Source organism: Pseudomonas sp. NPDC086566, assembly GCF_050280885.1.
GTDB classification, from domain to species: Bacteria; Pseudomonadota; Gammaproteobacteria; order Pseudomonadales; family Pseudomonadaceae; genus Aquipseudomonas; species Aquipseudomonas vlassakiae.
Genome location: NZ_JBNNWD010000008.1, coordinates 200,770 through 224,653, shown reverse-complemented (window position 1 = coordinate 224,653; position 23,884 = coordinate 200,770). Strand labels below are relative to the sequence as shown.

The following is a 23,884-nucleotide window of genomic DNA, read 5'->3' as shown; positions in this document are numbered from 1 at the left end:
GGCCTTCGCCGAGGACATTGCCATGAGTGGATACAACGCCGTATTCGAGAGCCTCGGCCTGCAGGGCTGGTGCAGTGCAGGCACGCAGGGCGGGCCGGTGACGCTGGCGCAACTGCTGGCCAAGGCCAAGGCCAACCAGGCAGGCGCGGGGGAGGGCAGCCTGCCGTTCCCGTCGCTGGATGCGCTGAACAGCGCCTGCCCGGCCATCCCCCGCACACGCGACATGACGTCAGCCATCGAACATGGCTTCCTGACGGTGCGTGACGGCCTGAAGGTGGTGCTCGACCCCCTGACCCAGCCGCTGTCCTGGCTGCTGGAGCTGTCGCTGAAAGTCGTCGACCTGGTGCCCTGGTGGCTGATGATCCTGGCATTGCTGGCGCTGACCTGGTGGTTGTCGCGGTCGCTGCGCATCACCGCGCTGGCGGGCTCGATCCTGCTGGCCCTGGGCCTGGTCGATCACCTGCATTACGCGCTGCAGACCATGGCCATCGTGTTCACCTGCACCTTGATCTGCATATTCGCCGGGCTGCCTATCGGCATCCTCATGTCCAGGAGCGAGCGCTTCAAGAGCGCCGCCTTGCCGGTGCTGGACATGCTGCAGACCTTGCCATCGTTCGTTTACCTGATCCCGCTGATCTTCCTGTTCAGCGTCACCGAGCCGAAGCTTTACGGCATCGCCATCATCCTCTACGCCATCGTCCCGGTGGTGCGCCTGACCGACCTGGGCATCCGCCAGGTCGATGGCAGCGTCGGCGAGGCCGCCGAATCGTTCGGCATGAGCGGCTGGCAGCGCCTGACCAGCGTCGAGCTGCCCTTGGCGCTGCCGAGCATCATGGCCGGGGTCAACCAGACCATCATGATGGCGCTGTCGATGGTGGTGATCGCCTCGCTGGTGTCGGCGCCGGGGCTCGGCGTGCTGGTGCTGCGCGGGATCAACAACCTCGAATTGGGCGTCGGCCTGGTGGCTGGCCTCGCCATCGTCCTGCTGGCGATTGCCTTCGACCGCGTGACCAAGGCCTCCATGGCCCGGCTGAGCGCACAGAGCAAGGGGTACAACCCATGAACCAGGCAATAAAGATGGCCGTGCGCGGCTGCTACAAGATCTTCGGCAGTGCGCCAGAGCAGATGGTCGAACGGGTGCGTGCCGGCATGAGCAAGACCGAGCTGCTGCAGCAACACGCCCATGTGTGCGGGCTGCGCGACATCAACGTCGACATGCGTGCCGGGCAGATCACCGTGATCATGGGCCTGTCCGGCTCTGGCAAGTCGACGCTGATCCGCCACCTCAATGGCCTGATCGCGCCGACCGCGGGGGAAATCCTGCTCGATGGCGTCGACCTCACGGCGCTGTCGGCAAACGAACTGCGCGAAGTGCGCCGGTCGAGCATCTCGATGGTGTTCCAGAATTTCGCGCTGATGCCGCACCAGACCGTGCTGCAGAACGTCGGCCTGGCCAAGCGCGTACGTGGCGAGCCGGCTGCGCAGGTGGAGGCCGATGCCCGGCGCTGGCTGGCGCGGCTGGGCCTGGCCGGTTTCGAGGACCGTTACCCGCACCAGCTCTCCGGCGGCATGCAGCAACGGGTGGGCATCGCCCGCGCGCTGTCGTCCGATGCCGACGTGCTGCTGATGGATGAGGCGTTCTCGGCGCTCGACCCGCTGACCCGCAAGGACATGCAGGACCTGCTGCTGGAACTGCAGCGCGAGCTGTTCAAGACCATCGTGTTCATCACCCACGACCTCGACGAGGCGCTGCGCATCGCCGACCACATCGTGATGCTCAAGGATGGTGAGGTGGTGCAGCAGGGGGACCCGCAGAGCATCGTGCTGCACCCGGCCAACGAGTACGTCGAGCGCTTCGTCAACGACATCAACCGCGCCCGCCTGCTGCGTGTGGAAAGCCTGGCGCAGCCAGCGTCGGTCGAGGAGTTGCGCCGCCTCGAGCGCATCGACGCGACACAGACCCTGGAGCATGCCCTGACTCAGGCCGGAGGCGACCCGGACCGGGCCTTTGCGGTGATGCGCGAGGGCCACCCGGCAGGGGTCCTGCACCTGCGTGACGTGATCAGGGCGATGCTCCCCGGCCAGCCCGGCAAACCCCAGGTCCAGCCACCTGCAGCGGCCGTCCGCGCAGGGCTCAACATTCACCAAGCGTAACCAGGAGCCAGACTTTGAACTACCTCGATCACTTCTACATCGATGGCCGTTTCGTCGAAGCCAGCGGCCGGACCCGGCGCCCGGTCATCAACCCCGCCACCCTCAAGGCGGTGGGCAGCATCGCCCTGGGTACTGCCGAAGACGTGGACGCGGCGGTCGCCGCCGCCCGGCGTGCCTTCGGGCCATGGTCGCGCACCCCGCGCGAACAGCGCCTGGCCGTGCTCAAGCGCTTCGAGGCCTTGTGCATCGAGCACCAGGAGGCGCTCGCCCAACGCATGACCCTGGAGATGGGCACGCCGATCAGCTTCTCGCGCCAGGCCCAGGTGGCCGGCTCGCTGGCGCATATCCGCAACGGCATCGAAATTCTCGAGGGCTTTGCCTTCGAGCGCGAGTCCGACGGCGTGCAGCTACGCTTCGAGCCGGTCGGCGTGTGCGGGCTGATCACGCCGTGGAACTTCCCGGTGCTGCAAGTCATTACCAAGCTGATTCCGGCGCTGGCCACCGGCTGCACCGTGGTCCTCAAGCCCAGCGAATACTCACCCCTGAGCACGATGCTGCTGGCCGAGCTGCTGCACCAGGCCGAACTGCCCGCCGGGGTGTTCAACCTGGTCAATGGCGACGGCGCCGGGGTAGGGCAGGCACTGTCCAGCCATCCCGATATCGACATGGTCTCTTTCACAGGCTCCACCCGGGCCGGGGTCAGCGTCGCGCAACTGGCTGCGCCGACGGTCAAGCGCGTGCATCAGGAGCTGGGCGGCAACTCGGCCAATATCCTGCTGGCGGATGCGGACCTGGCGAGCGCTGTGGCCAACGGCGTGCACGCCGCCTACCGCAATGCCGGGCAGTCCTGCACGGCGCCAGGGCGCATGCTGGTGCCGGCGCACCTGCACGACCAGGCCGTGGCGATTGCCCGTGAGGCGGCGCAGAGCGTGGTGGTTGGCGATGTGTTCGATGCGCGTACCACCCTCGGCCCGGTGATGAACAAGGCCCAGCATGACCGCGCCCAGGCGTTGATCGCCGAAGCGCTGGCCGACGGTGCCCAGCTGGTCACTGGCGGCCTGGGCTTGCCCGACGGCGTGGGGCAGGGCTTCTTCATAAAACCCACGGTGCTGGCCAACGTTACCGAGCACATGCGTATCGCCCGCGAAGAGATCTTCGCCCCGGTGGTGTGCCTGATCCCGTACCAGACCCCTGAGCACGCCGTGGCCATGGCCAACGACACCCCCTATGGCCTGGCTGCCTACCTGCAAGGCAGCGACCGCCAGGCGCTGCTGCGCATGGCCGGCGAGTTGCGCGTGGGGCAGGTGCAGATCAACCAGCCGGCCTGGGTCGCCAGTGCGCCGTTCGGCGGTTACAAGCAGTCGGGCAACGGCCGGGAGTGCGGCGAGTTCGGCTTCGAGGCGTATCTGGAGGTCAAGGCCGTACTGGGTTGAGGGCGTTGCGAGGTTTGTCTTCGTTCATTGCTTCGTTCACTGCTTCGTTCACTGCTTCGTTCATAACAGCAAGCCATTCGAGGAACCGTCATGGCGAGTGCGACAGTAGCCACACAGCAAGCACCGATGCAGAAATTCCGGCTCGATGATGAGGTCCATCTCAACTACAGGGCCGACGAGGCCGTGCGCGCCCACCCGCTGGTCCCGGTGGACGCCAGTATCATCCAGGCCTATGCGGCCATCGACCGCAAGGCCCTGCGGGCCTATCGCCTGGCCCGCATCCGCGAGCAGCTGCGCCAGCATGACTACGCCGGCATCCTGCTGGCCGACCCGCTGAACATCCGCTACGCCACCGACACCCTGAGCCTGGGCGTCTGGGTGATGCATGCCCCCAGCCGCTACGTGTACATCGCCACGGACGGGCCGGTGGTGCTGTTCGACTTCACCAGCAGCAAGCACAACAGCGAGCATGTCGAGACCATCGACGAGATTCGCCCGACCACGCCGTGGATCTACTTCCTGGCCGGCCCCCGGGTCGATGAAAAGGCCGAGCTGTGGGCGCGGGAGATGGCTGACCTGATCAAGACCCATGGCGGTGCCAATACCCGCCTGGCGGTCGACCGCTGCGACCCGTGGGGCGCCGACCGGCTCAAGGCCCAGGGCATCTCGCTGTTCGACGCCCAGCCGTTGATGGAGCAGGCGCGGCTGATCAAGTCCGCCGAGGAAATCGCCAGCCATCGCGTGTCGATGGCGGTGTGCGACCTGGGCGTGGCGCGCATGCGCCAGAACCTGGTGCCGGGCATCAGCGAGAATCAGCTGTGGAGCATCATGCACTCGACCAACGTGGCCCACGGCGGCGAGTGGGCCGAGGCGCGCCTGCTGACCTCCGGGCAGCGCACCAACCCGTGGTTCCAGGACGCCACCGACAAGGTGATCCAGGCGGGCGAGATGGTCGGCTTCGACACCGACATGATCGGCCCGGGCGGTTACCTCTCGGACATCTCGCGCAGCTTCATCTGCCCGGGCAAGGCACCGACCGCCTACCAGCGCGACCTGCTGCAGACAGCGTCCGACCAGTTGTGCCACAACATCGACCTGATCCGCCCGGGCCTGACCTTCCGCGAGTTCGCCGAGCGCTGCTGGCCGGTGCCCAAGCAGTACGAGCACAACCGCTACATGATGATGGTGCACGGTTGTGGCCTGGCCGATGAATACCCCAGCGTGGCCTATGCCGTCGACTTCGAGGCGTGGGGCTACGACGGGGTGTTCCAGGAGAACATGGTGATCTCGGTCGAGAGCTACATCGGCGAGCAGGGCGGCGCCGAGGGCGTCAAGCTGGAGGAGCAGTTGCTGATCACCGCAGACGGCGCGGTAAAGCTGTCGAGCACGCCGCTGATGGACGTGCCCGACTGAGGCCGCTCAGGCCTCGGCCGCTTCGCGGCGATAGGCATAGGTCTCGGCAAAGCGCGACAGCATGTAGGCGCTGCACGACACTGCCGGGTACCTGGCCGGGTTGTCCGCGCTGGAGCAGTTGGGCAGGCAGCTGATTTCGGTGTCCGGGTGCGGTTCGGCGAAGAACGGCATCGAATAGCGGTCCACGCCCAGCGGGCTGATCACCCGGTGCGGTGTGGACGTGTAACGGTCGTTGCTCCAGCGCGCCATCATGTCGCCGATGTTCACGACATAGGTGCCTTCGATGGGTGGGGCGTCGATCCATTCGCCGTTCACGTTCTGCACCTGCAGGCCGCCGGCGTCGTCCTGGTACAGCAAGGTCACGCAGCCGTAGTCGGTGTGTGCGCCGGCGCCTTGCTGGTCGGCGCTGCTGGCGGTCTGGCGGGGCGGGTAGTGGATCATGCGGAACACGCTGATCGGCTCGGCAAAGCGTCGGTCGAAAAAGTCCTCTTCGATGCCCAGCGCCTCGGCCATGGCCCGCAGCAGGGTCAGGGACAGGGCGTGCATGTCCTGGTAATGCTGTTGCAGCAGCGCTTCCCAGCCGGGGATGGCCGGGTGGCGGTTGGGGCCGCGCAGCGGTTTGCCCGCCAGTACCTCAGGGTGGTCGGCGCTCATGTGCAAACCCATGTCGAAGGTTTCCTTGAGGTCACTCGGCCGGCTCGGGTCGAGCTGCTCGGTGGCGATGGCGCCATAACCGCGGTGGTGCGTGCTGCGAGTGATGTCGATGCGCAGCTTTTCCTCGATCGGGCGGGCAAAGAAATCTTCGGCGGCGGCTTTCAGTGCCGCGATGCGCGCCGCCGGGATCGGGTGCCCTTTGATGTAGTAGAAGCCCCATTGCCGGCAAGCGGCGTCGATCTGCCGGGCCACCGCCAGGCGGGCGGCGGGGTCGTGCTGGTACAGCGGGGCGATGTCGATGATGGGCAGTGTGTTCATCCGGCCTCCGGTAAAGTGAGTTGCAGACGGCTCTTGTGGGAGCGCTGGCCTTACTTGGGCAGCTGTGCAGTGATGCCCTTGACGTAGTAGTTCATGCCCGCCAGTTCGGCATTGCTGGCCACGGCGCCCTCGGCAATCTTCAGCGCACCGCTCTGGTCGAAGATCGGCCCGGTGAACGGGTGGAACGAACCATTCTTGATGCTGGCGATGATCTGCTCGGCGCCGCTTTTCACATCGGCTGGCACCAGGTCGCTGATTGGCAGCTCTACGGTGCCGTCAGCCAAACCACCCCAGTAGTCCTGCGGCTTCCAGTTACCGTCCATGACCGCCTGGGTGCTCTTGATGTAATGCGGGCCCCAGTTGTTGACGATCGAGGTCAGCACGGCCTTGGGCCCGAAGTGGGCCATGTCCGAGGCGTAGCCCACCGCGTAGATGCCACGGCGCTCGGCGGTCTGGATCGGCGCCGGGCTGTCGGTGTGCTGGAACAGCACATCGACACCCTGGTCGATCAGGGCGTTGGCCGCATCGGCTTCCTTGCCCGGGTCGAACCACGAATTGACCCACACCACCTTGATCTCGGTGCCGGGGTTGTACTTGTCCAGCGCCAGCTGGATGGCGTTGATGTCACGCAGCACCTCCGGGATCGGGAAGGAGGCGACGTAGCCGACCTTCTTGCTCTTGGTCATCTTCGCGGCGAGATAACCGCCGACGTAGCGGCCTTCATAGGAGGTGGCCAGGTAGGTGCCGAGGTTCTTGTCCTGCTTGTAGCCGGTGGCGTGTTCGAAGGTGACCTTGGGGAACTGCTTTGCAACCTTGGCGGTGGGGTTCATGTAGCCGAACGAGGTGGCAAACACCAGGTCGTAGCCGCCCTTGGCCATGTTGCGGATGACCCGCTCGGCGTCGGCACCTTCCGGCACGTTCTCGACGAAGCTGGTGTCGACCTTGTCGCCGAACTGCTTGATCAGCGCCTGGCGGCCCTGTTCGTGCTGGTAGGTCCAGCCGTGGTCGCCGACCGGGCCGATGTAGACGAAGCCGACTTTCAGCGGGTCGGCGGCGGAGGCGGACAGTGCGGTACCAAGGCCGATCGCGGCGGCCAGGGTGCGCAGCAGCTTGGTGCTTTTCTTCAGATGCATCGAGGGTTCACTCCTGTGGGTCTTGTGTTGTTTTCTTGTTTGCGGTGTGGCGTCAGCGTCCTGCTTTCCAGGGCTGGCCGAGCGAAACCGGTGCATACAGCCGGGTCTTGATCGCATCGCGTGACAGCACCACCAGCACCAGGATCGTCGCCACATAGGGCAGCATCGCCAGCAGGTTGGCCGGGAAGCTCACGCCGATGCCCTGGGCGACCAGGTGCAGGATGCTGGCCAGGCCGAACAGGTAGGCGCCGAGCAGCACCCGCTGCACCCGCCAGCTGGCGAACACCACCAGCGCCAGGGCGATCCAGCCGCGGCCGGCGGTCATGTTTTCTGCCCACATCGGGGTGTAGGCCAGTGACAGGTAGGCGCCGGCAAGGCCCGCCATGGCGCCGCCGAACAGCACCGCCAGGGTGCGCACGCGCAGCACCGGCAGGCCCATGGCGCTGGCCGCGTCGGGGTTTTCGCCTACGGCCTGGAGGATCAGGCCGGTACGGCTTTTCAGCAGCACCCAGGCGACCAGGGCGAAGAGGGCGAAGGACAGGTACACCAGCACGTCCTGGTTGAACAGCATGTGGCCGATGATCGGCAGGTCGGCCAGCAGCGGAATCGCCAGCGGTTCGAAGCCGCTCAGCGGCTTGCCGACCCAGGCGCTGCCAACGAACGCCGACAGGCCGACGCCGAAGATGGTCAGGGCCAGGCCGGTCGCCACCTGGTTGGCCTGGCAGCCCAGGGCGACCATGGCGAACAGCGCGGCCAGCAGCATGCCGGCCAGGCACGCCAGCAGCACGCCGAGCCACAGGCTGCCGCTGGCGTAGGCGACGATGAAGCCCACCACCGCGCCGAACAGCATCATGCCCTCCTGGCCGAGGTTGAGCACGCCGCTCTTCTCGCACACCAGTTCGCCCAGGGCCACCAGCAGCAGCGGGGTACCGCAGCGCACCATGGCGTAGAGGATGTTGCCAAGCAGATCGAGATCCATAGTCGAAGCCTCAGGTCAGGGGAGGTCAGGCACTGGCCGTTTCGGCCACCGGTGTACGCCGCCGCCACTTCAGCGTCAGCCGCGGCCGGTAGAGGATCAGCACGTCGCAAGCAAGCAGGTAGAACAGCATCAGTCCCTGGAACAGCCCGGTCAGCGCCTGCGGCAGGTTGAGGGTCATTTGCGCGTTCTCGCCGCCCAGGTAGAGCAGGGCCATCAGCAGGCCGGCAACCAGAATGCCGAGCGGGTTGAGCCGGCCAAGAAAGGCCACGGTGATCGCCGCATAGCCGTAGCCCGGCGACACTTGCGGCACCAGCTGGCCGATCGGCCCGCTGACTTCACTGACCCCGGCCAGGCCCGCCAGGCCACCGCTGATCAGCAACGCCAGCCACACCAGGCGCTTTTCGCGAAAGCCGACGAAGCCGGCGGCCCGCGGGTCGAGGCCGAGCACTTTGATCTGGAAGCCCAGGAAGCTCTTGTGCAGCAGCACCCACACGGCCACCAGCGCCAGCAGCACGAAGTACAGGCCGACATGCAGGCGGCCATCCGCGAACAGCGCTGGCAGGCGGCTGGCATCGCCGAACATCGCCGACTGCGGGAAGCTGAAGCCTTCGGGGTCCTTGAGCGGGCCGTGCACGCAATACAGCAGCAGGTTCAGGGCGATGTAGTTGAGCATGATGGTGGTGAGGATCTCGTTGGCATTGAAGTGCGTACGCAGCCACGCCGCCAATGCGCCCCACAGTGCGCCAGCGAGGGTGCCGGCCAGCAGCACCCAGAGCAGGGCCCAGCGGCTTTCCCAGCCGATGATGTGGATCGCCACGGCACTGCCGGCCAGGGCACCGATCAGCAGCTGGCCTTCGGCGCCGATGTTCCAGATGCGCGCCTGGTAGGCCACCGCCAGGCCCAGGGCGCAGAGCAGAATCGGCAGGGCCTTGAGCAGCAGCTCGCTGAGGCCGTAGAGGTCGCTGAGCGGTTCGATCAGCAAGGTGTGCAAGGTCGGCAGCGGGTCATGCCCCAGGGCGCTGAACAGGATCGCCCCGCTGACCAGGGTCAGCAGGCCGGCGAGCAGCGGTGACAGCACCAGCATGGCGCGCGACTGCTGGGTACGGGGTTGGAGGGATAGCAACATGGCGGGTTCTCGTCAGGTGGCGGCGTGCGCGGTATCGAACTGGCCGGCCATCCAGCTGCCGACCTCCACGCTGTGGGTGTCGGCGGTGGCCTTGAGCGGCGACAGGCGCCCACTGCACAGGGCGCCGATGCGGTCGCTGATCTGCAATAGCTCATCGAGGTCTTCGGAAATCACCAGGATCGCCGCGCCGGCATCGCGCAGGGCGATCAGGGCGCGGTGGATCGCTGCGGCGGCGCCGACATCGACGCCCCAGGTCGGGTGGGCAGCGACCAGCAGCCTGGGGTTCTGCAGGATTTCCCGGCCAAGGATGAACTTCTGCAGGTTGCCGCCAGACAGGCTGCGTGCCGTGGTTTGCGCATCCGGCGCCTTGACCGCGAAGCGCTGGATGATCTGCTCGGCCAGCGCCCGCACCTTGCCCGAGCGGACCAGGCCACGTTCGACCAGGCCTTGCTGGAAGGCCGTGAGCAGGGCATTGTCGGCCAGGCTCATGTCCGGCACTGCGCCGTGGCCCAGGCGCTCGGCCGGGACGAAGGCCAGGCCCAGGGCGCGACGGGCGTCCGGATGCAGGTGGGCCATGGGCTGGTTGTCGAGGCTGATGCGTTCGCGCTCGCTGGCGGGGAGGCGCGTTTCGCCGCTGAGCAAGGCCAGCAATTCGTCCTGGCCGTTGCCGGCAACCCCGGCGATTCCGACGATTTCACCGCTGCGTACTTCCAGGCGCAGGTGCTCGAACGAGGTGCCGAACGGGTCCTGGTTGCGCCAGCTGAGGTCGTCTACCCGCAGCCGCGGCAGGCCGCCGGCGCGCTTCGGGTAGCTGGCTTCAAGCCCTTCGGCATCGCCGACCATCAGCCGTGCCAGCTGCAGGTCGCTGCAGTCGGCAGGTACGCAGGCGCCGGAAACCCGGCCCGCACGCAGCACGGTGGCATTGTGGCAAAGGGCGCGCACTTCATTGAGCTTGTGGCTGATGAACAGGATGCTGCAGCCTTCAGCGGCCAGCGTGCGCAGGGTGACGAACAGTTGCTCGACTTCATGGGGCGTCAGCACCGAGGTCGGTTCATCCAGGATCAGCAATTTGATGTCCTGCATCAGGCAGCGCACGATTTCCACCCGCTGGCGTTCGCCGATCGACAGGCTGTGCACCAGGCGCTCCGGCTCCAGCGCCATGCCATAGCGCTGCGAGACCTCGCGGATACGCGGCGCCAGCTGCTTCGGCGAGCCCGCCTCGCGGCCCAGTGCCAAGGCGATGTTCTGCGCCACGGTCAGGGTTTCGAACAGCGAAAAATGCTGGAACACCATGCCGATTCCCAGCCTGCGGGCCTGGCCTGGCTCATCCACTTGCAGTGGCCGGCCTTCCCACCACAACTGGCCGGCGTCCGGCCGGGTGACGCCGTAGATGATCTTCATCAGGGTGCTCTTGCCCGCGCCGTTCTCGCCAAGCAGGGCATGGATTTCACCGGCGGCGATGCGCAGGTCGACGCGGTCGTTGGCCAGCGTGCCTGGGTAACGCTTGGTAATGGCACGTAGCTCGAGGCGCAGGTGCGCAGGGGTTTCGGACATGGGCTGCTCGATGTGCTGGAGGTGAGCAGCTTGCAAAGCAAAAACATGGCCAGGTGGTCAGATTCCCGTTCGACGTCCGTTGCAGACAGGGCCACGGCCAGTCAGGGCAGGGTGCCGGGCAGGTGCAGCGGTAGGCGGGGTGGGTGGTTTTGGGGCGTTGCGGGCGCCAAAGTGGGGCGAAATTCAAGCATGAGCTGCCTTGATGCATTCACATAATGCGACTAATACTAAAGAGCTGCCGAGAAGAGGGATGGTCATGCAGACGCGCTTCGTTGTGGTACCCGCGCTACCGCTGGAAAAGGAATACCTACCGAGAGGGGCTGGCTTTCCCACGTCCTTGGGCAGGGGCTACGACCTCTACGACACGCGCGACAAGCTCAGGCTGACGCTAAATTTTCCTACGCGGGCTGAAGCGGATTACGCGTGTGCCTGCCGTAACGGTCTGCTGAGCGCGCCAGATGAAGACGCCTGCGGCGGGCACTCAGGGTGGTGTGCCGCCGAAACCTGACGCGTCAGGGCAGCTTCGCCATCCCGGCGCAAGCCGGCTGATATCAACGATCCTGGCGTTACTGCGCCCGTAGCCACATTTTCCTCGCCGCTTCGCTGCTGTACTACCCGCTGCTCAGAGGCCACCGCCCACGTTGCGGTTGAACGTTGCCAGGGCGCAGGGCTCATACATGCAAAGGGCATAGCGAGGAGGGTCACCCATGAGCATCGAACGCAGCATCCCCGAGCTTGAGGCCTGGTACGCCCAGTACGATGACATCAGCTACCGCCGCGAGTCGCCGGACGCCTACCATCATGAACTGGTTCGCACGGCCGAGGCCTTGCGCGACGATGGTGCCATCGACTGGGATGACTGGCTGGCACTCAAAGCGCTGGCCGATGACGCCCATGTCCATGCGCTGGAAGATGCCGTGCAGGCCCACGTGAGTGACCCGGACGCATGAAAGCACTGAAGATCGCCACCTTCAACATCAACGGCATCCGCAGCCGCTTGCCGGCGCTGCTGGCCTGGCTGGAGCGGGAGCAGCCGGATATCGCCTGCCTGCAGGAACTCAAGGCGCCGGATGTGCAGTTCCCACGGCAGGACCTGGAGGCGGCAGGCTACGGCTGCCTTTACCAGGGGCAGCCGTCGTGGAACGGTGTGGCGATCCTGGCCCGCGGCAGCGAACCGCTGGAGGTCCGCCGCGGCTTGCCTGGCATGGAGGATGACAGTCAGAGCCGCTATCTGGAGGCAGCAGTGCATGGCGTGCTGGTGGCCTGCCTGTACCTGCCCAACGGCAACCCGCAGCCGGGGCCGAAGTTCGACTACAAGCTGCGCTGGTTCGAATGCCTGATCAAGCATGCCAAAGGGCTGTACGCAAGCGGCCACCCGACGCTGCTGGCCGGCGATTTCAACGTGGTGCCGACCGACCTGGACATCTACAACCCCCGCTCATGGCTCAAGGATGCGCTGCTGCAGCCCGAGTCGCGTGCGTGCTATCAGCGGCTGCTGGACCAGGGCTGGGTCGATGCCATTCGCCACCTGCACCCCGACGAGCGCGTGTACACCTTCTGGGACTACTTCCGTAATCACTGGGCACGCAACGCCGGGCTGCGCATCGACCACCTGCTGCTCAACCCGGACCTTGCGCCTTACCTGAAACGGGCCGGCGTCGACGCCTGGGTGCGTAACGAAGCCAAGGCCAGTGACCACGCGCCGGTGTGGATCGAGGTGGGTGGGCGCAAGCAGTAGCTCACAGCAGCGTGTCCAGGGTGATCGGAAACGCCCTGATGCGCTTGCCCGTGGCGTGGTAGACCGCGTTGGCGACTGCCGCCGCCACCCCGACCACGCCGATTTCACCCACGCCTTTGGAACCCAGCTCGTTGACGATGTCGTCCTGCTCGTCGACAAATATCACCTCGACATCGGCGACGTCGGCATTGACCGGAATGTGGTACTCGGCCAGGTTGTGGTTGAGTATCCGGCCCAGCGCATGGTCAGTCTGGCTCTGTTCCTGCAGGGCCATGCCAAGCCCCCACACGACACCCCCGAGGATCTGGCTGCGAGCGGTTTTCGGGTTGACCACACGCCCGGCCGCGATGGCGCTGACCACGCGGGTGACCTTTATCGTGCCCAGTGCCTCATCCACCTGGACTTCGACGAACACCGCCGAGTGCGTTGCGGTGGAAAACGCCTCACGCTTCGCGCTCGGCTCTGCATCGATCTGTACCTCGAAGCAGCCTTTTTCCGCAGTGGCGGCGATGTCCGCGAGCGCGATGCGCTGGTTGCCGAAATGCAGGTGGCTATCGGCAAAGCGGATCGCCTCCACGGGCAGACTGGCGAGGGCCGGGTAGGTCGCGCGTGCCTGTTCCAGCACCTTGCTGCGCAGGACCTGGCAGGCTTGCGAGACTGCCGCTCCGACGGACGAGACGGTGAACGAGCCGCCCTGCAAGGGCGCGGTCGGCAGTGAGGAGTCACCCAGCATGAAGGTCACGTCCGCCACCGGCAGGCCCAGCGCGTCGGCGGCGATCTGGGTCATGACCGTGTAGGTGCCGGTACCGATATCGGTGGTCGCGCTGCTGACCGTCAAGTGGCCTTGTGCATCCAGCCGCGCCTTGGCGCTGGCCTTCATCTGCATGGCTTCCCACACGCCACCCGCCATGCCCCAACCGATCAGTTGCCGACCTTTGCGCATACTACGTGGTACGGCAGTACGGCCGCTCCAGCCGAAGCGCCTGGCGCCCTGGTCATAGCAGGCCAGCAATGCCTTGCTGGAGTAAGGCTTGCCTTCGTTGCCGTTATGGTCGGCGAAATTGACCCGACGCAATTGCACTGGGTCGATATCGAGCGCACAGGCGAGTTCGTCCATCGCGCATTCCAGTGCAAGCACACCGGAACCCGCACCGGGCGCACGCATGTCCAGCGGGGTGTAGACGTCGAGCGGGGTCAGGCGATAACTCAGCGCAACGTTGTCGCAGCGGTACAGCATGCCGCTCCATTCCACCAGGTGCTCGGTAAAGTCTTCGAAGCGAGACGTCTGGCCGATCGCGTCATGGGCAACCGCCAGCAACCGACCGTCGGTATCGGCCCCCAGGCGCAGGCGCTGCAGCGTGCGAGGCCGGTAGCCAAAGGTGAACATCTGTTGGCGGGTGAGGGTGACCCTGACCGAGCGTTTCAGGTGCAGTGCGGCCATGACCGCAAGCGGTAACTGGTACTGCGGACGCAACCCGGAGCCGAACGCACCGCCGACATACGCGGCCAGGACCCGGACGTTGTCCTTGGGCAGCCCGAACACCTTGTGCAGGTAGTCCTGGCAGTTCTGCGTGCCTTGGGTCTTGTCGTGGATCTCAAGCCGATCGCCCGGTTTGTAGAAAACCGTCGAGGCATGAGGCTCCATGGGGTTGTGATGTTCGTTGGCGGTCTGGTAGGTCGCATCGACCTTGACCGGCGCCTGGGCGAACTGCCCGGCGAAGTCGCCACGCGGCGCGGGTGTCTCGGCAGGGGCCGGGTGGCTGTGATCGAGGTCGGCCAGCAAGTCGGTCTGGTGCGCCTCCTGGCTGTATTCGATGTTGATCAGGGAGCCTGCGTAGCGGGCCAGCTCGAGGTTCTCCGCCACCACCAGTGCCAGCGGCTGCCCGCTGTACAGTACGCGGTCATTGAACAATGGGCGAAAAGGCGCGCCTTCGGCCGAGTCTGCGTCGCTGTAGTCATCGTCGTAACTGGAAACCCGAGGGCGATGGGCATGGTCCAGCACGGCGATGACGCCGGGTACCTTGAGCGCCTCGCTGCTGTCGATGCGAAGCACCCGGCCACGGGCGATGGTGCTGCAGACGACGCTGCCATGCAGCAGGCCGGTGTCGGAGTATTCGCCGGCATAGCGAGCCTGCCCGGTGACCTTTGCCAGGCCATCGACACGGTCTATGGGCTGGCCGACAACTGGGGTAATGCCATTCATGGGGTGGCTCCTGGGTAGGTTTTGCCAAAGGCGGCCTCACTTAGCGCACGGACGATGGCCCGCTGTGCGAGGGGCACCTTGAAACCGTTGTGGTTCAGCGGCCTGGCACCTTGCAGCAACAGGTCGGCGGCTTGCGTGAACAGTGCCTCGGAAGGCGCCTGGCCCTGCAATGCCTGTTCGGCGGTGGCTTCGCGCCAAGGCTTGTGCGCTACGCCGCCGAGGGCCAGACGGGCCTGCTCGATGAGGCCCTCCTTGATAGTCAGCCCCGCCGCGACCGATACCAGGGCGAAGGCATACGACGCCCGGTCGCGGATCTTCAGGTAGCTGCAATGCGCCGCGAAGTCTGGCGGCGGCAGCTCGATGGCGACGACCAGTTCATCATCGCTCAGGTGATTGTCGCGCTCGGGTGCGTTACCCGGCAGGCGGTGGAAGTCCGCGAAGGCGATCTGGCGCTCACCGCGCGCGCCCTGCACGTGTACCACCGCGTCCAGGGCGGCCAGGGCGACGCACATGTCGGAGGGATGGGTGGCGACGCAGGCGGCGCTGGCACCGAGGATCGCGTGCATCCGGTTCAGGCCGGTGCGCGCCGGGCAGCCGCTGCCGGGCTGGCGTTTGTTGCACGGCGTGCCGGTGTCGTAGAAGTAAGCGCAGCGTGTGCGTTGCAGCAGGTTGCCACCGGTGGTCGCCATGTTTCGCAACTGCGGCGAGGCGCCTGCCAGGATGGCCTGGGACAGCAGTGGATAGCCTTGCTCGACCTGCGGGTGCCAGGCCAGTTCGGCATTACTGACCAGTGCGCCGATGCGCAAGCCGCCGTTTGCTGTGGCTTCGATTGCCCTGAGCGGCAGGCCTGAAATGTCGATCAGGCGCTCAGGCCGTATGACGTTTTCCTTCATCAGGTCGACCAGGTTGGTGCCGCCGGCAATGAACCGGGACGACAGGCCGGCGAGGTGGATGGCTTCGTTGACGGAGGCGGGTTTGTGGTAGCTGAAGGGGTTCATTTGCCTGCCTCCTGCATCAGCGGCAGGGCTTCTTCCACGGCTGCGACAATGTTGCTGTAGGCGCCGCAACGGCACAGGTTGCCGCTCATCTGCTCGCGTATGGCTTCGCGGCTGTCGGCCCGCCCTTCGCGGGCCAGGCCGACAGCCGAGCAGATCTGCCCGGGGGTGCAGTAGCCGCACTGGAAAGCGTCATGGCTGATGAACGCACGTTGCATGGGGTGCAGCTGGTCGCCATTGGCCAGCCCTTCGATGGTGACCAGTTCGGCGCCGTCGCACATGACCGCCAGGGTCAGGCAGGCATTCACCCGCCGGCCGTCACGCAACACGGTGCAGGCGCCGCACTGGCCGTGGTCACAGCCTTTCTTGGTGCCGGTCAGGTCCAGCTGCTCACGCAGCAGATCGAGCAGCGTCGTCCATGGCAGGACCTGCAGCGAGCGGGCCTGCCCGTTCAATGTCAGGCTGATCGGGTGCGCCTGGGCGTCTTCGGGAGTGTTTGCACGCATGGGAGGTCCTCACGGTGGGTCATTTCTTGCCCGGCAATACCGAGCTGAGCACTTGTTTGGCCGTCTGCACGATGACGCCGGCCTGGTCCGGGTCGCCCTGCAGCAGGGTGCTGGCGAACTTCTTCGCTTGTTCCAGCTTGATATGCGGCGGCAGCGGCGGCACGTCGGGGTCGGTCTTGAATTCGATCAATACCGGCCGGTCGGCGGCCAGGGCCCGCTCCCAGGCGCCAGCGATGTCTTCTTCGCGCTCGACGTAGATGCCTTGCAGGCCGATGGAGATGGCGAACAGGTGGTAGGGCACGTCAGGTATCGATTGCGAAGCCTCGAACTTCGGGTCGCCCTCCATCACCCGTTGCTCCCAGGTGACCTGGTTGAGGTCTTCGTTGTTGAACACGGCGCAGATCCATTGCGGGTTGTCCCACTGCTGCCAGTACTTGGCCACGGTGATCAGCTCGGCCAGATTGCTCATCTGCATGGCGCCATCACCGACCAGGGCGACCACGGCACGCTCTGGCTGAGCGAACTTGGCGGCGATCGCGTAGGGCACGGCCGCGCCCATGCTGGCCAGGCCGCCGGACAACGAGCACTGCATGCCCTGGCGGATTTGCAGGTCGCGGGCGAACCAGTTGGCGCAGGAGCCGGAATCGCTGGTGATGATGGCGTTGTCAGGCAGGCGTGGAGAAAGCTCGTGCACCACGCGTTGCGGGTTGATCGGCTCGGCCTTGACCAGTGCGCGTTTTTCCAGGGTCTTGTCCCAGTGGGCCCGCCAGCTTTCGACCTTGTCACGCCAGCGCCGGTCCGCCTTGTGCTCCAGCAGTGGCAGCAGCGCGTGCAGGGTTTGCGCGGCGTCGCCGACCAGGTTCACCTCCATCGGGTAGCGCAGGCTGAGCATGTCGGGTTGCAGGTCGATCTGCACGCCACGGGCCTGGCCTTCCTTGGGCAGGAATTCGGAATAGGGGAAGCCCGAGCCGATCATCAGCAGGGTGTCGCACTCGGCCATCAGCCGGTAGCTGGGTTCGGTGCCGAGCAGGCCGATGGAACCGGTGACCCACGGTAGGTCGTCAGGCAGCACAGCCTTGCCCAACAGCGCCTTGGCTACACCTGCGCCGAGTTTTTCGGCAGTCGCAATGACCTGCTCGGTGGCTTGCAGCGCGCCGGCCCCAACCAGTATCGCCACCTTGCGCCCCGCGTTGAGCACGTCGGCGGCGCGCTGCAGGTCCTCGTCGAAGGGGACTACCTTGGGCTTGCTGTAGCCGATGCCGGAATGCACCGTGCCGTGGGCTTTGGGCGGCTCGTTGTAGGGCAGGTCTTGCAGATCGTTGGGCAGGATGATCGCGGTGACCCGGCGCTCACCGACCGCGGTGCGCACAGCGCGGTCGAGCAAGTGGCGGACCTGTTCCGGCGTGGATGCTTGCTGGACGAAGGCGCCGGCCACATCCTTGAACATCGACAGCAGGTCGAGCTCTTGCTGGTAGTGCCCGCCGAGCGCGGCGCGGGCCTGCTGGCCGACGATGGCCAGCACCGGCTGGTGGTCCATGCGCGCATCGTACAGACCGGTGAGCAGGTGCGAGGCGCCGGGGCCGGAGGTGGCGATGCACACGCCCAGTTCGCCGGTGAACTTGGCGTGGGCGCTGGCCATGAACGCGGCCATTTCTTCGTGGCGGGCCTGGATGAACTCGATCTTGCCCTTGGCCCGGTTCAGCGCGCCGAACACGCCATTGATGCCATCGCCCGGGTAGCCAAAGATGCGCCGCACGCCCCATTGATACAAGCGCTCCACCAGAAAGTCGCCTACCGTGCCAGTCATCGTCTTCTCCCGGAATGTCCTCGATAGGGGTCTGGACTTGGCAGGCTTCGGGAAAGTTTCAACCGTGTTCGCGTCTGTCGGCTGACCGGAACCTCGTCGTGCTCGCAAGCTTCCCAGGCACATCGACCCACTGATCAGGACCCATGCAGATGAGCGCTATCGACACCACCAGCAGCAACTTGCAGACCCTGCTTTTCGACGATGACGGGGCCACACCCAACAGCCGGTTTCCGGTACTGCTGTACCGGTTTCAGCTTGACCCTGCAGAGGACAATGCCAGTGCGTTCGAGGCGCTGTTCTCGGCCCACCAGTGGGCACCGCTATGGCGTGCCGGCATCTTCGACTACCACCATTTTCACCCCAACGCCCACGAGGCCCTGGGCGTCGCCAGGGGGCATGCCCAGGTCACCCTTGGCGGCGAAGCGGGGCAGACGCTGAGTGTCAAAGCGGGGGATGTGCTGGTGTTGCCGGCGGGTACTGGTCATCGCTGTGTGGAAGCCAGCGATGACTTTCTGGTGGTCGGCGCCTATCCGCACGGGCAGGAGCAGTACGACATCCAGCGTCCCGATCGGGCGAAGCACCAACAGGCGTTGGCGCGCATCGCTGCCGTCCCCGTCCCCGCGCAGGATCCGGCCACGGGCATGCAGATGACCCACTGGCATAACCGAACCTCAAACGACTGAGGGCGCGCATGGCCCTGTGCTGTCAAACCCACTCGACCCGGTCGGCCAGCCGGCTGGCCCGCTGCATCAGCACCTCGGCCGGTGTCGCGTTGCTGATCGCCAGGCGCAGGCGCCCGAGATAGCGGCCTTGAATGGGCTCGATGGCAGCCGAATGCAGGCTCACACCTTCGCCCAGTGCCGCGCTGATAGCCGGCAGGTCAGGCTGCAAGTGTTGCTGTCCGGTGTAATGCAGGTCGATATAGCGGTGACCAGGGTGACTGGCCTGGCGCGGCAGGGCGGCGTCGCTCAGGAGGATGCGGCTGACAGGGTGTTGGGGATTGCCGAACACCTGCCACACCTCACCGGCTTCGACGATACGGCCTTGTTCCAGTACGGCCACCCGGTCACACAGGTCGCGTATAACCTGCATTTCGTGGGTGATCAGGACGATGGTCAGGCCCAGCCGCTGGTTGATGTCGCGCAACAGCTCAAGCACCGACTCGGTACTTTGCGGGTCGAGTGCCGAGGTGGCCTCGTCGCACAGCAGGATCTGCGGTTGCAGCACCAGCGCCCGGGCAATGCCCACGCGCTGCTTCTGGCCGCCCGACAGTTGCGCCGGGTAGTTACCGGCGCGCTCTGCCAGGCCCACCAGCTGCAACAGTTCCCGCACCCTGGCGGCGCGCTGCCCGTGAGGCACACCGGCCATGCGCAGGGGCAGCTCGACATTCTCCCAGACGGTGCTGTTGGCCAGCAGGTTGAAGTGCTGGAAGATCATCGCCACCTTGCGCCGCAGGCTCTGCAGCGGCTTGCCCTGCAGGCCGGCAATGTCCTGGCCGTCGATCAGCACCTGGCCGGCGCTGGGCGCCTCCAGGCGGTTGAGCAGGCGCAGCAGCGAGGACTTGCCCGCGCCACTGCGGCCGATGATGCCGAACACCTCGCCGCGGCGTATTTCCAGGTCGATAGCATCCAGCGCGCTGACCCCGCCGTAGCGCTTGTGGATGCCCTGCAGTTGCACGTGGGCCAGGGCTGGCTGCAGCTGCTGCTGAAAGCGGCTCATGGCTCAGAACCCCGGGGCGATCTGGCCCTTGTAGCGGGTCAGGATGAAGTTGCGCACTTCGGGCGAGTTGAGCGCCTTGGCCAGTTTCTGGATACCGGGGTCCTGCAGGTTGTCGGGGCGGGCGACCAGGTACTCGACATACAGGTCCTTGCCTTTCTCGACGATCAGCGCGCTGTTGGTGTCGATACCCGCCTCCAGAGCGTAGTTGGCGAAAACGAAGGCCAGGTCCACCTGCTTGACCGAGCGGGCCAGCATGGCGCCTTCCAGCTCGCGGATCTTCAGGTGGCGCGGGTTGTCGGTGATGTCACGCTGGGTGGACTGCGGGTTGGCCGGGTCCTTGAGCTTGAGCAATCCGGCCTCGGCCAGCAGCACCAGGGCGCGGCCGGTGTTCACCGGGTCGTTGGGGATGGCCACGCTGGCGCCATCGGGCAGCTCGGCCAGGGTCTTGTACTTGGCCGAGTAGGCGCCGAACGGCTCGATGTGTACACCGACCACCGGCACCAGGTCGGTATGCCGGGTCTGGTTGAAGTCGTTGAGGAACGGCCGGTATTGGTAGTAATTGGCATCCAGATGCTTTTGCGCCAGTTGCAGGTTGGGCTGGATGAAGTCGTTGAACACCTTGATGTCGAGGTCCACGCCCTCCTTGGCCAGGGCTGGCTTGACGAATTCGAGGATCTCGGCGTGGGGCACCGGCGTGGCGCCGACCACCAGATGTTCGGCGGCCTGGGCGCTGAAGGCGATGAAGGCGGCGAGGGCAGTGAGGGTCTTTCTCATGATGGGGATACCTTGAGGGGATTCAGCGTCGGGTGAAATGTCTTACCAGGCGGTCACCGCTCATCTGCAACACCTGCACCAGCAGGATCAGCAGCAGCACGGTGACCACCATCACGTCGGTCTGGAAGCGCTGGTAGCCGAAGCGGATCGCCAGGTCGCCGAGGCCGCCGCCGCCGATCACGCCGGCCATGGCGGTGTAGTCGACCAGCACGATGGCGGTGACCGTGATGGCCGCGATCAGCCCGGTGCGCGCTTCGGGCAGCAGGGTGTAGCGGATGATCTGGGGGATGCTGCCGCCCATGGCCTGGCTGGCTTCCACCAGGCCACGGTCGACTTCGCGCAGGGCGGTTTCCACCAGGCGGGCGAAGAACGGCGTGCAACCGACCACCAGCGGCGGAATGGTGCCCTTGACCCCCAGGGAGGTGCCGGTCAGCAGCGTGGTCAACGGGATCAGCACGATCAGCAGGATGATGAACGGCAGCGAACGCAGCACGTTGACCACCACGGAGAGGCTGCGGTAGAGCGGCCCGTTGGCGAGCAATTGGCGTTGCCCGGTGAGGTACAGCAACACCCCCAGTGGCAGGCCGAGCAGCACCGTGAAGCCCAGTGCCGCGCCCAGCATGCTCAGGGTGTCGAGGCAGGCCTGGGCGATTTCGCCCCAATCGAGGTTGCTCAGCAGCTCGTTCATCGGCGAGCCTCACGGCGCAGGGCGGCGACCGGGTGCGATCCATCCAGGCGGTCGCCGCGGCCGAACAGCTTGTTGCGCAAAGTGCCGGGTTGGTAGGCCCGCTTGAACAGCCCGCGGGCCTGCAGCTCCGGCACCAGCAGGTCGACCACGGCCGTGAAGGTTTCCGGCGCGACCACGCTGGCCAGGTTGAAACCGTCGACGCCGGTTTCCTCCACCCATTCCTGCAATTGATCGGCCACCGTCTGTGCCGAGCCCACCAGCACTGGGCCGTCACCACCGATGGCGCAGTAATCGGCAATTTCGGCGGTGGTCCAGGTGCGTGTCGGGTCGGCGCGGGTGAAGGCTTCCACGGCGGACTGGATGGCGTCGCTGGGCACTTCGCGCAGCACCTGGTCAGGGGCGTATTCGGCGAAGTCGATACCGGTCCAGCCGGCCATCAGGGTCAAGGCGCCGCTGGCGCTGGCGTACTGGCGATACTCGTCGAGCAGGGCCAGCGCCTGCTGGTCGGTCGGCGCGACGATCACGGTCAGTTGTTCGAGGATCTGTACCTCATCGGCCGCGCGGCCGGCGGCAGCCACTGCCGCACGCAGTTCGGCCACCTGCTTGCGCAGCACCGCCTTGCTGGGGGCTGCGACGAACACGCACTCGGCATGGGCGGCGGCGAAGGCACGGCCGCGGCTCGAGGCGCCGGCCTGGTAGATCACCGGCGAGCGTTGCGGCGAAGGTTCGCTCAGGTGAAAACCTGGCACCTTGAACCAGGTGCCCTGGTGGTCGATGCCGTGGACCTTGCGCGGGTCGGCATATACCCCGGTTGCCCGGTCGGCCTGGACCGCATCGTCTTCCCAACTGGTTTCCCAGAGCTTGTAGCAGACCTGCAGGTATTCCTCGGCCAGTGCATAACGCTGATCGTGGCTGAGTGGCGGTTGCCCCAGGTTGCGTGCGCCACTGGCCAGGTAAGAGGTGACGATGTTCCAGCCGGCGCGTCCCTGGGTCAGGTGATCGAGGGTGCTCATGCGCCGGGCGAACGGGTAGGGGTGCTCGAACGACACCGACGCGGTCACGCCGAAACCCAGGTGGCGGGTGGCGGCGGCCATGGCCGGTACCAACTGCAACGGGTCATTGACCGGCACTTGGGCAGCGCTGCGCAAGGCCGCGTCGGCATTGCCGCCATACACGTCATAGACGCCCAGCACATCGGCGATGAACAGCCCGTCGATGCAGCCCCGCTCCAGGGTCCTGGCCAGCTCGACCCAATAGTGGATATCGGTATAGCGGGTGGCCTGGTCCCGCGGGTGGCGCCAGAGCCCTGGCGAAAGGTGGCCGACGGTGTTCATGGCAAAGGCGTTGAGGCGGATCTGCTTGGTCATGGTCGCGCTGCCTCAGTTCCAGTCATGGCGGGCAGGCTTGATGCCGTTCAAGGCCCAGTTGCCGACCAGGTGGTATTTCCAGCGCACCGGGTCGTGCAGGGTATGCACCCGGGCGTTGCGCCAGTGGCGGTCGAAGTTGTGCCGGGTCAGCGACGAGCGCGTGCCGCCCAGTTCGAACAGGCGGTTGCTGGCCTCGATGGCCACCTCGGTGGTGAGCACCTTGGCCTTGGCCACGGCCACCGAGGCCAGGGCCACGTTGTCTTCATCCGGCGCCGGCCTGGCCGCATCCAGGGCCAGGCCGGCACGCTCAAGCAGCGCCTCGGCCGCTTCCTGGCGGATTTCCAGAGAGCCGACCTGAATGATGGTCAGCGGGTCTTCGCTGGCCTTTTCGACCTTGGCGTCGATCCACGGGCGGGCGTGCTGGCGCACGAAGGCGATGGTGTCGTCCAGCGCCGCACGGCCGATGCCGGCATCGATGGCGGCGGTGGTGAGTTGGGCGAAGGGGCCAGCCAGGGTCGGGCTTTCGTAGGAGCGGTAGCTGGGGAACAGGTTGAACGCCGGCACCCGCAGGCCGTCGAGCAGCACGGTGCCGCTGGAGGTGGTGCGCTGGCCCATGCTGCTCCAGTCGTCGACGATCACCAGGCCGGGGGTGTCGCGTTCGACGAACGCCAGCTGTGCACGGTCCTGCTCATCCAGCGCCAATACTCCGATCCAGTGGGCGTACAAGGAGCCGGTGCAGTAGCCTTTGCGCCCGTCGATGCGAAAACCGTCGCCTTCGGCCACCAGGCGGGTGCGAATGTCCTGGACGGTCTTGCCGCCGGTTTCCGACAGGGCATTGGCAAAGCGATGGCCCTGCAGCACCAGGCCGAAGAAGTGGCGTTGTTGTTCGGCGGTGCCTTGCAGGCGGATGTCTTCGAGCAGGCAGTAATGATTCTGCGGAATTTGCCCCAACGAAGGGTCGGCGGCCGAAACGATGGCGATGACGCGCGCGAGCGTGGCGTACGAGACCTCGGCACCGCCATAGGCCCGTGGCACGGTGATGCCCCACAGCCCGCTGTTGGAGAAGGCGTCGACAATGTCTGCCGGTACTTGCCGCTGTCGATCGCGTTCGGCCGCGCCTTCGCGCAGCAGCGCAGCGACCTGATGGGCGACGGCGATCGCCTCGCCGTCGTTTTCGATGATGTGGGCTGCAGGGCGGCGGATTTCGTAGGCTGCAGAGAGGATTTCGCTAGGCATGGACAACTCGATGTGTAGTCGGACGACTTCACATTGCAGCTGTTGTGCCAGCCCCGGGAGTGCCGCAAACCAAGGCCTCGCCGCCAG

General features: G+C 66.0%; 22 protein-coding genes. 8 read left to right on the top strand and 14 right to left on the bottom strand.

Going from position 1 to position 23,884, the window contains the following annotated elements:
* Nucleotides 1-22: 22 nt before the first annotated feature.
* From ACQKPS_RS19945 to ACQKPS_RS19930, 4 genes are all read left to right on the top strand, one after another.
* The gene (locus ACQKPS_RS19945) at nucleotides 23-1,063 is read left to right on the top strand and encodes an ABC transporter permease subunit (protein WP_283722958.1); all 1,041 of its coding nucleotides are present in this window, start codon (nucleotides 23-25) and stop codon (nucleotides 1,061-1,063) included.
* Nucleotides 1,060-2,154 (top strand): quaternary amine ABC transporter ATP-binding protein, encoded by a 1,095-nt coding sequence (locus ACQKPS_RS19940; RefSeq protein ID WP_427605432.1) that lies wholly within the window; start codon nucleotides 1,060-1,062, stop codon nucleotides 2,152-2,154. Before ACQKPS_RS19945 ends, ACQKPS_RS19940 begins: the two co-directional genes overlap by 4 nt.
* A gap of 14 nt (nucleotides 2,155-2,168) precedes the next feature.
* Nucleotides 2,169-3,587, top strand: a complete 1,419-nt coding sequence (locus ACQKPS_RS19935) for an aldehyde dehydrogenase family protein (RefSeq protein ID WP_427605431.1) — start codon at nucleotides 2,169-2,171, stop codon at nucleotides 3,585-3,587.
* A 126-nt stretch (nucleotides 3,588-3,713) separates the two neighbouring features.
* Complete coding sequence (locus ACQKPS_RS19930; protein ID WP_427605430.1) at nucleotides 3,714-5,000, top strand: M24 family metallopeptidase; 1,287 nt, start codon at nucleotides 3,714-3,716, stop codon at nucleotides 4,998-5,000.
* A gap of 6 nt (nucleotides 5,001-5,006) precedes the next feature.
* Here ACQKPS_RS19930 and ACQKPS_RS19925 read toward each other — a convergent pair whose 3' ends face one another.
* Genes ACQKPS_RS19925 through ACQKPS_RS19905 form a run of 5 tightly spaced genes read right to left on the bottom strand, consistent with a single transcriptional unit; the run spans nucleotide 5,007 to nucleotide 10,764 of the window.
* Nucleotides 5,007-5,972 carry a 2-oxoglutarate and iron-dependent oxygenase domain-containing protein gene (locus ACQKPS_RS19925; protein ID WP_427605429.1) on the bottom strand — a complete coding sequence of 322 codons (966 nt, stop codon included), beginning with the start codon at nucleotides 5,970-5,972 and terminating at the stop codon, nucleotides 5,007-5,009.
* Nucleotides 5,973-6,022: 50 nt separating this feature from the next.
* On the bottom strand, nucleotides 6,023-7,105 hold the full coding sequence (locus tag ACQKPS_RS19920) for a BMP family ABC transporter substrate-binding protein (RefSeq protein WP_427605428.1): 1,083 nt from the start codon (nucleotides 7,103-7,105) through the stop codon (nucleotides 6,023-6,025).
* A gap of 52 nt (nucleotides 7,106-7,157) precedes the next feature.
* Entirely contained in the window at nucleotides 7,158-8,084 is a 927-nt protein-coding gene (locus ACQKPS_RS19915; RefSeq protein WP_427605427.1) for an ABC transporter permease, read from the bottom strand.
* A 25-nt stretch (nucleotides 8,085-8,109) separates the two neighbouring features.
* A complete protein-coding gene (locus tag ACQKPS_RS19910; protein WP_427605426.1) occupies nucleotides 8,110-9,210 on the bottom strand; it encodes an ABC transporter permease in 1,101 nt (366 codons plus the stop codon).
* Nucleotides 9,211-9,222: 12 nt separating this feature from the next.
* A complete protein-coding gene (locus ACQKPS_RS19905; RefSeq protein ID WP_427605425.1) occupies nucleotides 9,223-10,764 on the bottom strand; it encodes an ABC transporter ATP-binding protein in 1,542 nt (513 codons plus the stop codon).
* Nucleotides 10,765-11,014: 250 nt separating this feature from the next.
* Between ACQKPS_RS19905 and ACQKPS_RS19900 the strand changes: the two genes are divergently transcribed.
* From ACQKPS_RS19900 to xth, 3 genes are all read left to right on the top strand, one after another.
* Nucleotides 11,015-11,272 (top strand): hypothetical protein, encoded by a 258-nt coding sequence (locus ACQKPS_RS19900; RefSeq protein WP_054883808.1) that lies wholly within the window; start codon nucleotides 11,015-11,017, stop codon nucleotides 11,270-11,272.
* A gap of 199 nt (nucleotides 11,273-11,471) precedes the next feature.
* Nucleotides 11,472-11,714: a hypothetical protein gene (locus ACQKPS_RS19895; protein ID WP_060512040.1), complete on the top strand. Its 243-nt coding sequence runs from the start codon at nucleotides 11,472-11,474 to the stop codon at nucleotides 11,712-11,714.
* Nucleotides 11,711-12,502 (top strand): exodeoxyribonuclease III, encoded by a 792-nt coding sequence (xth, locus tag ACQKPS_RS19890; protein WP_427605424.1) that lies wholly within the window; start codon nucleotides 11,711-11,713, stop codon nucleotides 12,500-12,502. The genes ACQKPS_RS19895 and xth overlap by 4 nt, the downstream gene beginning before the upstream one ends.
* A gap of 1 nt (nucleotide 12,503) precedes the next feature.
* On the opposite strand, the gene ACQKPS_RS19885 is transcribed toward xth, so the two are convergent.
* From ACQKPS_RS19885 to ACQKPS_RS19870, 4 genes are read right to left on the bottom strand one after another with little or no spacing between them, the layout of a single operon-like run.
* Nucleotides 12,504-14,705 (bottom strand): xanthine dehydrogenase family protein molybdopterin-binding subunit, encoded by a 2,202-nt coding sequence (locus ACQKPS_RS19885; protein WP_427605423.1) that lies wholly within the window; start codon nucleotides 14,703-14,705, stop codon nucleotides 12,504-12,506.
* Nucleotides 14,702-15,703, bottom strand: coding sequence for an FAD binding domain-containing protein (locus ACQKPS_RS19880; RefSeq protein WP_427605422.1), 1,002 nt, complete (start codon nucleotides 15,701-15,703; stop codon nucleotides 14,702-14,704). The genes ACQKPS_RS19885 and ACQKPS_RS19880 overlap by 4 nt, the downstream gene beginning before the upstream one ends.
* Nucleotides 15,700-16,206: a (2Fe-2S)-binding protein gene (locus tag ACQKPS_RS19875; RefSeq protein ID WP_254480245.1), complete on the bottom strand. Its 507-nt coding sequence runs from the start codon at nucleotides 16,204-16,206 to the stop codon at nucleotides 15,700-15,702. Before ACQKPS_RS19875 ends, ACQKPS_RS19880 begins: the two co-directional genes overlap by 4 nt.
* A 19-nt stretch (nucleotides 16,207-16,225) precedes the next feature.
* Nucleotides 16,226-18,013 (bottom strand): thiamine pyrophosphate-requiring protein, encoded by a 1,788-nt coding sequence (locus ACQKPS_RS19870; RefSeq protein ID WP_313202217.1) that lies wholly within the window; start codon nucleotides 18,011-18,013, stop codon nucleotides 16,226-16,228.
* 149 nt (nucleotides 18,014-18,162) lie between these two features.
* Between ACQKPS_RS19870 and ACQKPS_RS19865 the strand changes: the two genes are divergently transcribed.
* Nucleotides 18,163-18,696 (top strand): cupin domain-containing protein, encoded by a 534-nt coding sequence (locus ACQKPS_RS19865; RefSeq protein ID WP_283722945.1) that lies wholly within the window; start codon nucleotides 18,163-18,165, stop codon nucleotides 18,694-18,696.
* 22 nt (nucleotides 18,697-18,718) lie between these two features.
* Here ACQKPS_RS19865 and ACQKPS_RS19860 read toward each other — a convergent pair whose 3' ends face one another.
* From ACQKPS_RS19860 to ACQKPS_RS19840, 5 genes are read right to left on the bottom strand one after another with little or no spacing between them, the layout of a single operon-like run.
* Nucleotides 18,719-19,732, bottom strand: a complete 1,014-nt coding sequence (locus ACQKPS_RS19860; protein WP_254480242.1) for a methionine ABC transporter ATP-binding protein — start codon at nucleotides 19,730-19,732, stop codon at nucleotides 18,719-18,721.
* 3 nt (nucleotides 19,733-19,735) lie between these two features.
* Nucleotides 19,736-20,506, bottom strand: a complete 771-nt coding sequence (locus tag ACQKPS_RS19855) for a MetQ/NlpA family ABC transporter substrate-binding protein (RefSeq protein WP_176509326.1) — start codon at nucleotides 20,504-20,506, stop codon at nucleotides 19,736-19,738.
* A 22-nt stretch (nucleotides 20,507-20,528) separates the two neighbouring features.
* On the bottom strand, nucleotides 20,529-21,194 hold the full coding sequence (locus ACQKPS_RS19850; protein ID WP_254480241.1) for a methionine ABC transporter permease: 666 nt from the start codon (nucleotides 21,192-21,194) through the stop codon (nucleotides 20,529-20,531).
* Nucleotides 21,191-22,561 carry an LLM class flavin-dependent oxidoreductase gene (locus tag ACQKPS_RS19845; protein ID WP_254480240.1) on the bottom strand — a complete coding sequence of 457 codons (1,371 nt, stop codon included), beginning with the start codon at nucleotides 22,559-22,561 and terminating at the stop codon, nucleotides 21,191-21,193. Before ACQKPS_RS19845 ends, ACQKPS_RS19850 begins: the two co-directional genes overlap by 4 nt.
* A 12-nt stretch (nucleotides 22,562-22,573) precedes the next feature.
* The gene (locus ACQKPS_RS19840) at nucleotides 22,574-23,797 is read right to left on the bottom strand and encodes an SfnB family sulfur acquisition oxidoreductase (protein ID WP_254480239.1); all 1,224 of its coding nucleotides are present in this window, start codon (nucleotides 23,795-23,797) and stop codon (nucleotides 22,574-22,576) included.
* Between the last annotated feature and the right edge of the window lie 87 nt (nucleotides 23,798-23,884).

Excerpts from the sequence above, each read along its gene's own strand:
- ACQKPS_RS19945 (WP_283722958.1), top strand. The coding sequence starts at position 23 with ATGAGTGGATACAACGCCGTATTCGAGAGCCTCGGCCTGCAGGGCTGG.
- ACQKPS_RS19940 (WP_427605432.1), top strand. The coding sequence starts at position 1,060 with ATGAACCAGGCAATAAAGATGGCCGTGCGCGGCTGCTACAAGATCTTC.
- ACQKPS_RS19930 (WP_427605430.1), top strand. The coding sequence starts at position 3,714 with ATGCAGAAATTCCGGCTCGATGATGAGGTCCATCTCAACTACAGGGCC.
- ACQKPS_RS19925 (WP_427605429.1), bottom strand. The coding sequence starts at position 5,972 with ATGAACACACTGCCCATCATCGACATCGCCCCGCTGTACCAGCACGAC.
- ACQKPS_RS19920 (WP_427605428.1), bottom strand. The coding sequence starts at position 7,105 with ATGCATCTGAAGAAAAGCACCAAGCTGCTGCGCACCCTGGCCGCCGCG.
- ACQKPS_RS19915 (WP_427605427.1), bottom strand. The coding sequence starts at position 8,084 with ATGGATCTCGATCTGCTTGGCAACATCCTCTACGCCATGGTGCGCTGC.
- ACQKPS_RS19910 (WP_427605426.1), bottom strand. The coding sequence starts at position 9,210 with ATGTTGCTATCCCTCCAACCCCGTACCCAGCAGTCGCGCGCCATGCTG.
- ACQKPS_RS19905 (WP_427605425.1), bottom strand. The coding sequence starts at position 10,764 with ATGTCCGAAACCCCTGCGCACCTGCGCCTCGAGCTACGTGCCATTACC.
- ACQKPS_RS19900 (WP_054883808.1), top strand. The coding sequence starts at position 11,015 with ATGGTCATGCAGACGCGCTTCGTTGTGGTACCCGCGCTACCGCTGGAA.
- ACQKPS_RS19895 (WP_060512040.1), top strand. The coding sequence starts at position 11,472 with ATGAGCATCGAACGCAGCATCCCCGAGCTTGAGGCCTGGTACGCCCAG.
- xth (WP_427605424.1), top strand. The coding sequence starts at position 11,711 with ATGAAAGCACTGAAGATCGCCACCTTCAACATCAACGGCATCCGCAGC.
- ACQKPS_RS19885 (WP_427605423.1), bottom strand. The coding sequence starts at position 14,705 with ATGAATGGCATTACCCCAGTTGTCGGCCAGCCCATAGACCGTGTCGAT.
- ACQKPS_RS19880 (WP_427605422.1), bottom strand. The coding sequence starts at position 15,703 with ATGAACCCCTTCAGCTACCACAAACCCGCCTCCGTCAACGAAGCCATC.
- ACQKPS_RS19875 (WP_254480245.1), bottom strand. The coding sequence starts at position 16,206 with ATGCGTGCAAACACTCCCGAAGACGCCCAGGCGCACCCGATCAGCCTG.
- ACQKPS_RS19870 (WP_313202217.1), bottom strand. The coding sequence starts at position 18,013 with ATGACTGGCACGGTAGGCGACTTTCTGGTGGAGCGCTTGTATCAATGG.
- ACQKPS_RS19865 (WP_283722945.1), top strand. The coding sequence starts at position 18,163 with ATGAGCGCTATCGACACCACCAGCAGCAACTTGCAGACCCTGCTTTTC.
- ACQKPS_RS19860 (WP_254480242.1), bottom strand. The coding sequence starts at position 19,732 with ATGAGCCGCTTTCAGCAGCAGCTGCAGCCAGCCCTGGCCCACGTGCAA.
- ACQKPS_RS19855 (WP_176509326.1), bottom strand. The coding sequence starts at position 20,506 with ATGAGAAAGACCCTCACTGCCCTCGCCGCCTTCATCGCCTTCAGCGCC.
- ACQKPS_RS19850 (WP_254480241.1), bottom strand. The coding sequence starts at position 21,194 with ATGAACGAGCTGCTGAGCAACCTCGATTGGGGCGAAATCGCCCAGGCC.
- ACQKPS_RS19845 (WP_254480240.1), bottom strand. The coding sequence starts at position 22,561 with ATGACCAAGCAGATCCGCCTCAACGCCTTTGCCATGAACACCGTCGGC.
- ACQKPS_RS19840 (WP_254480239.1), bottom strand. The coding sequence starts at position 23,797 with ATGCCTAGCGAAATCCTCTCTGCAGCCTACGAAATCCGCCGCCCTGCA.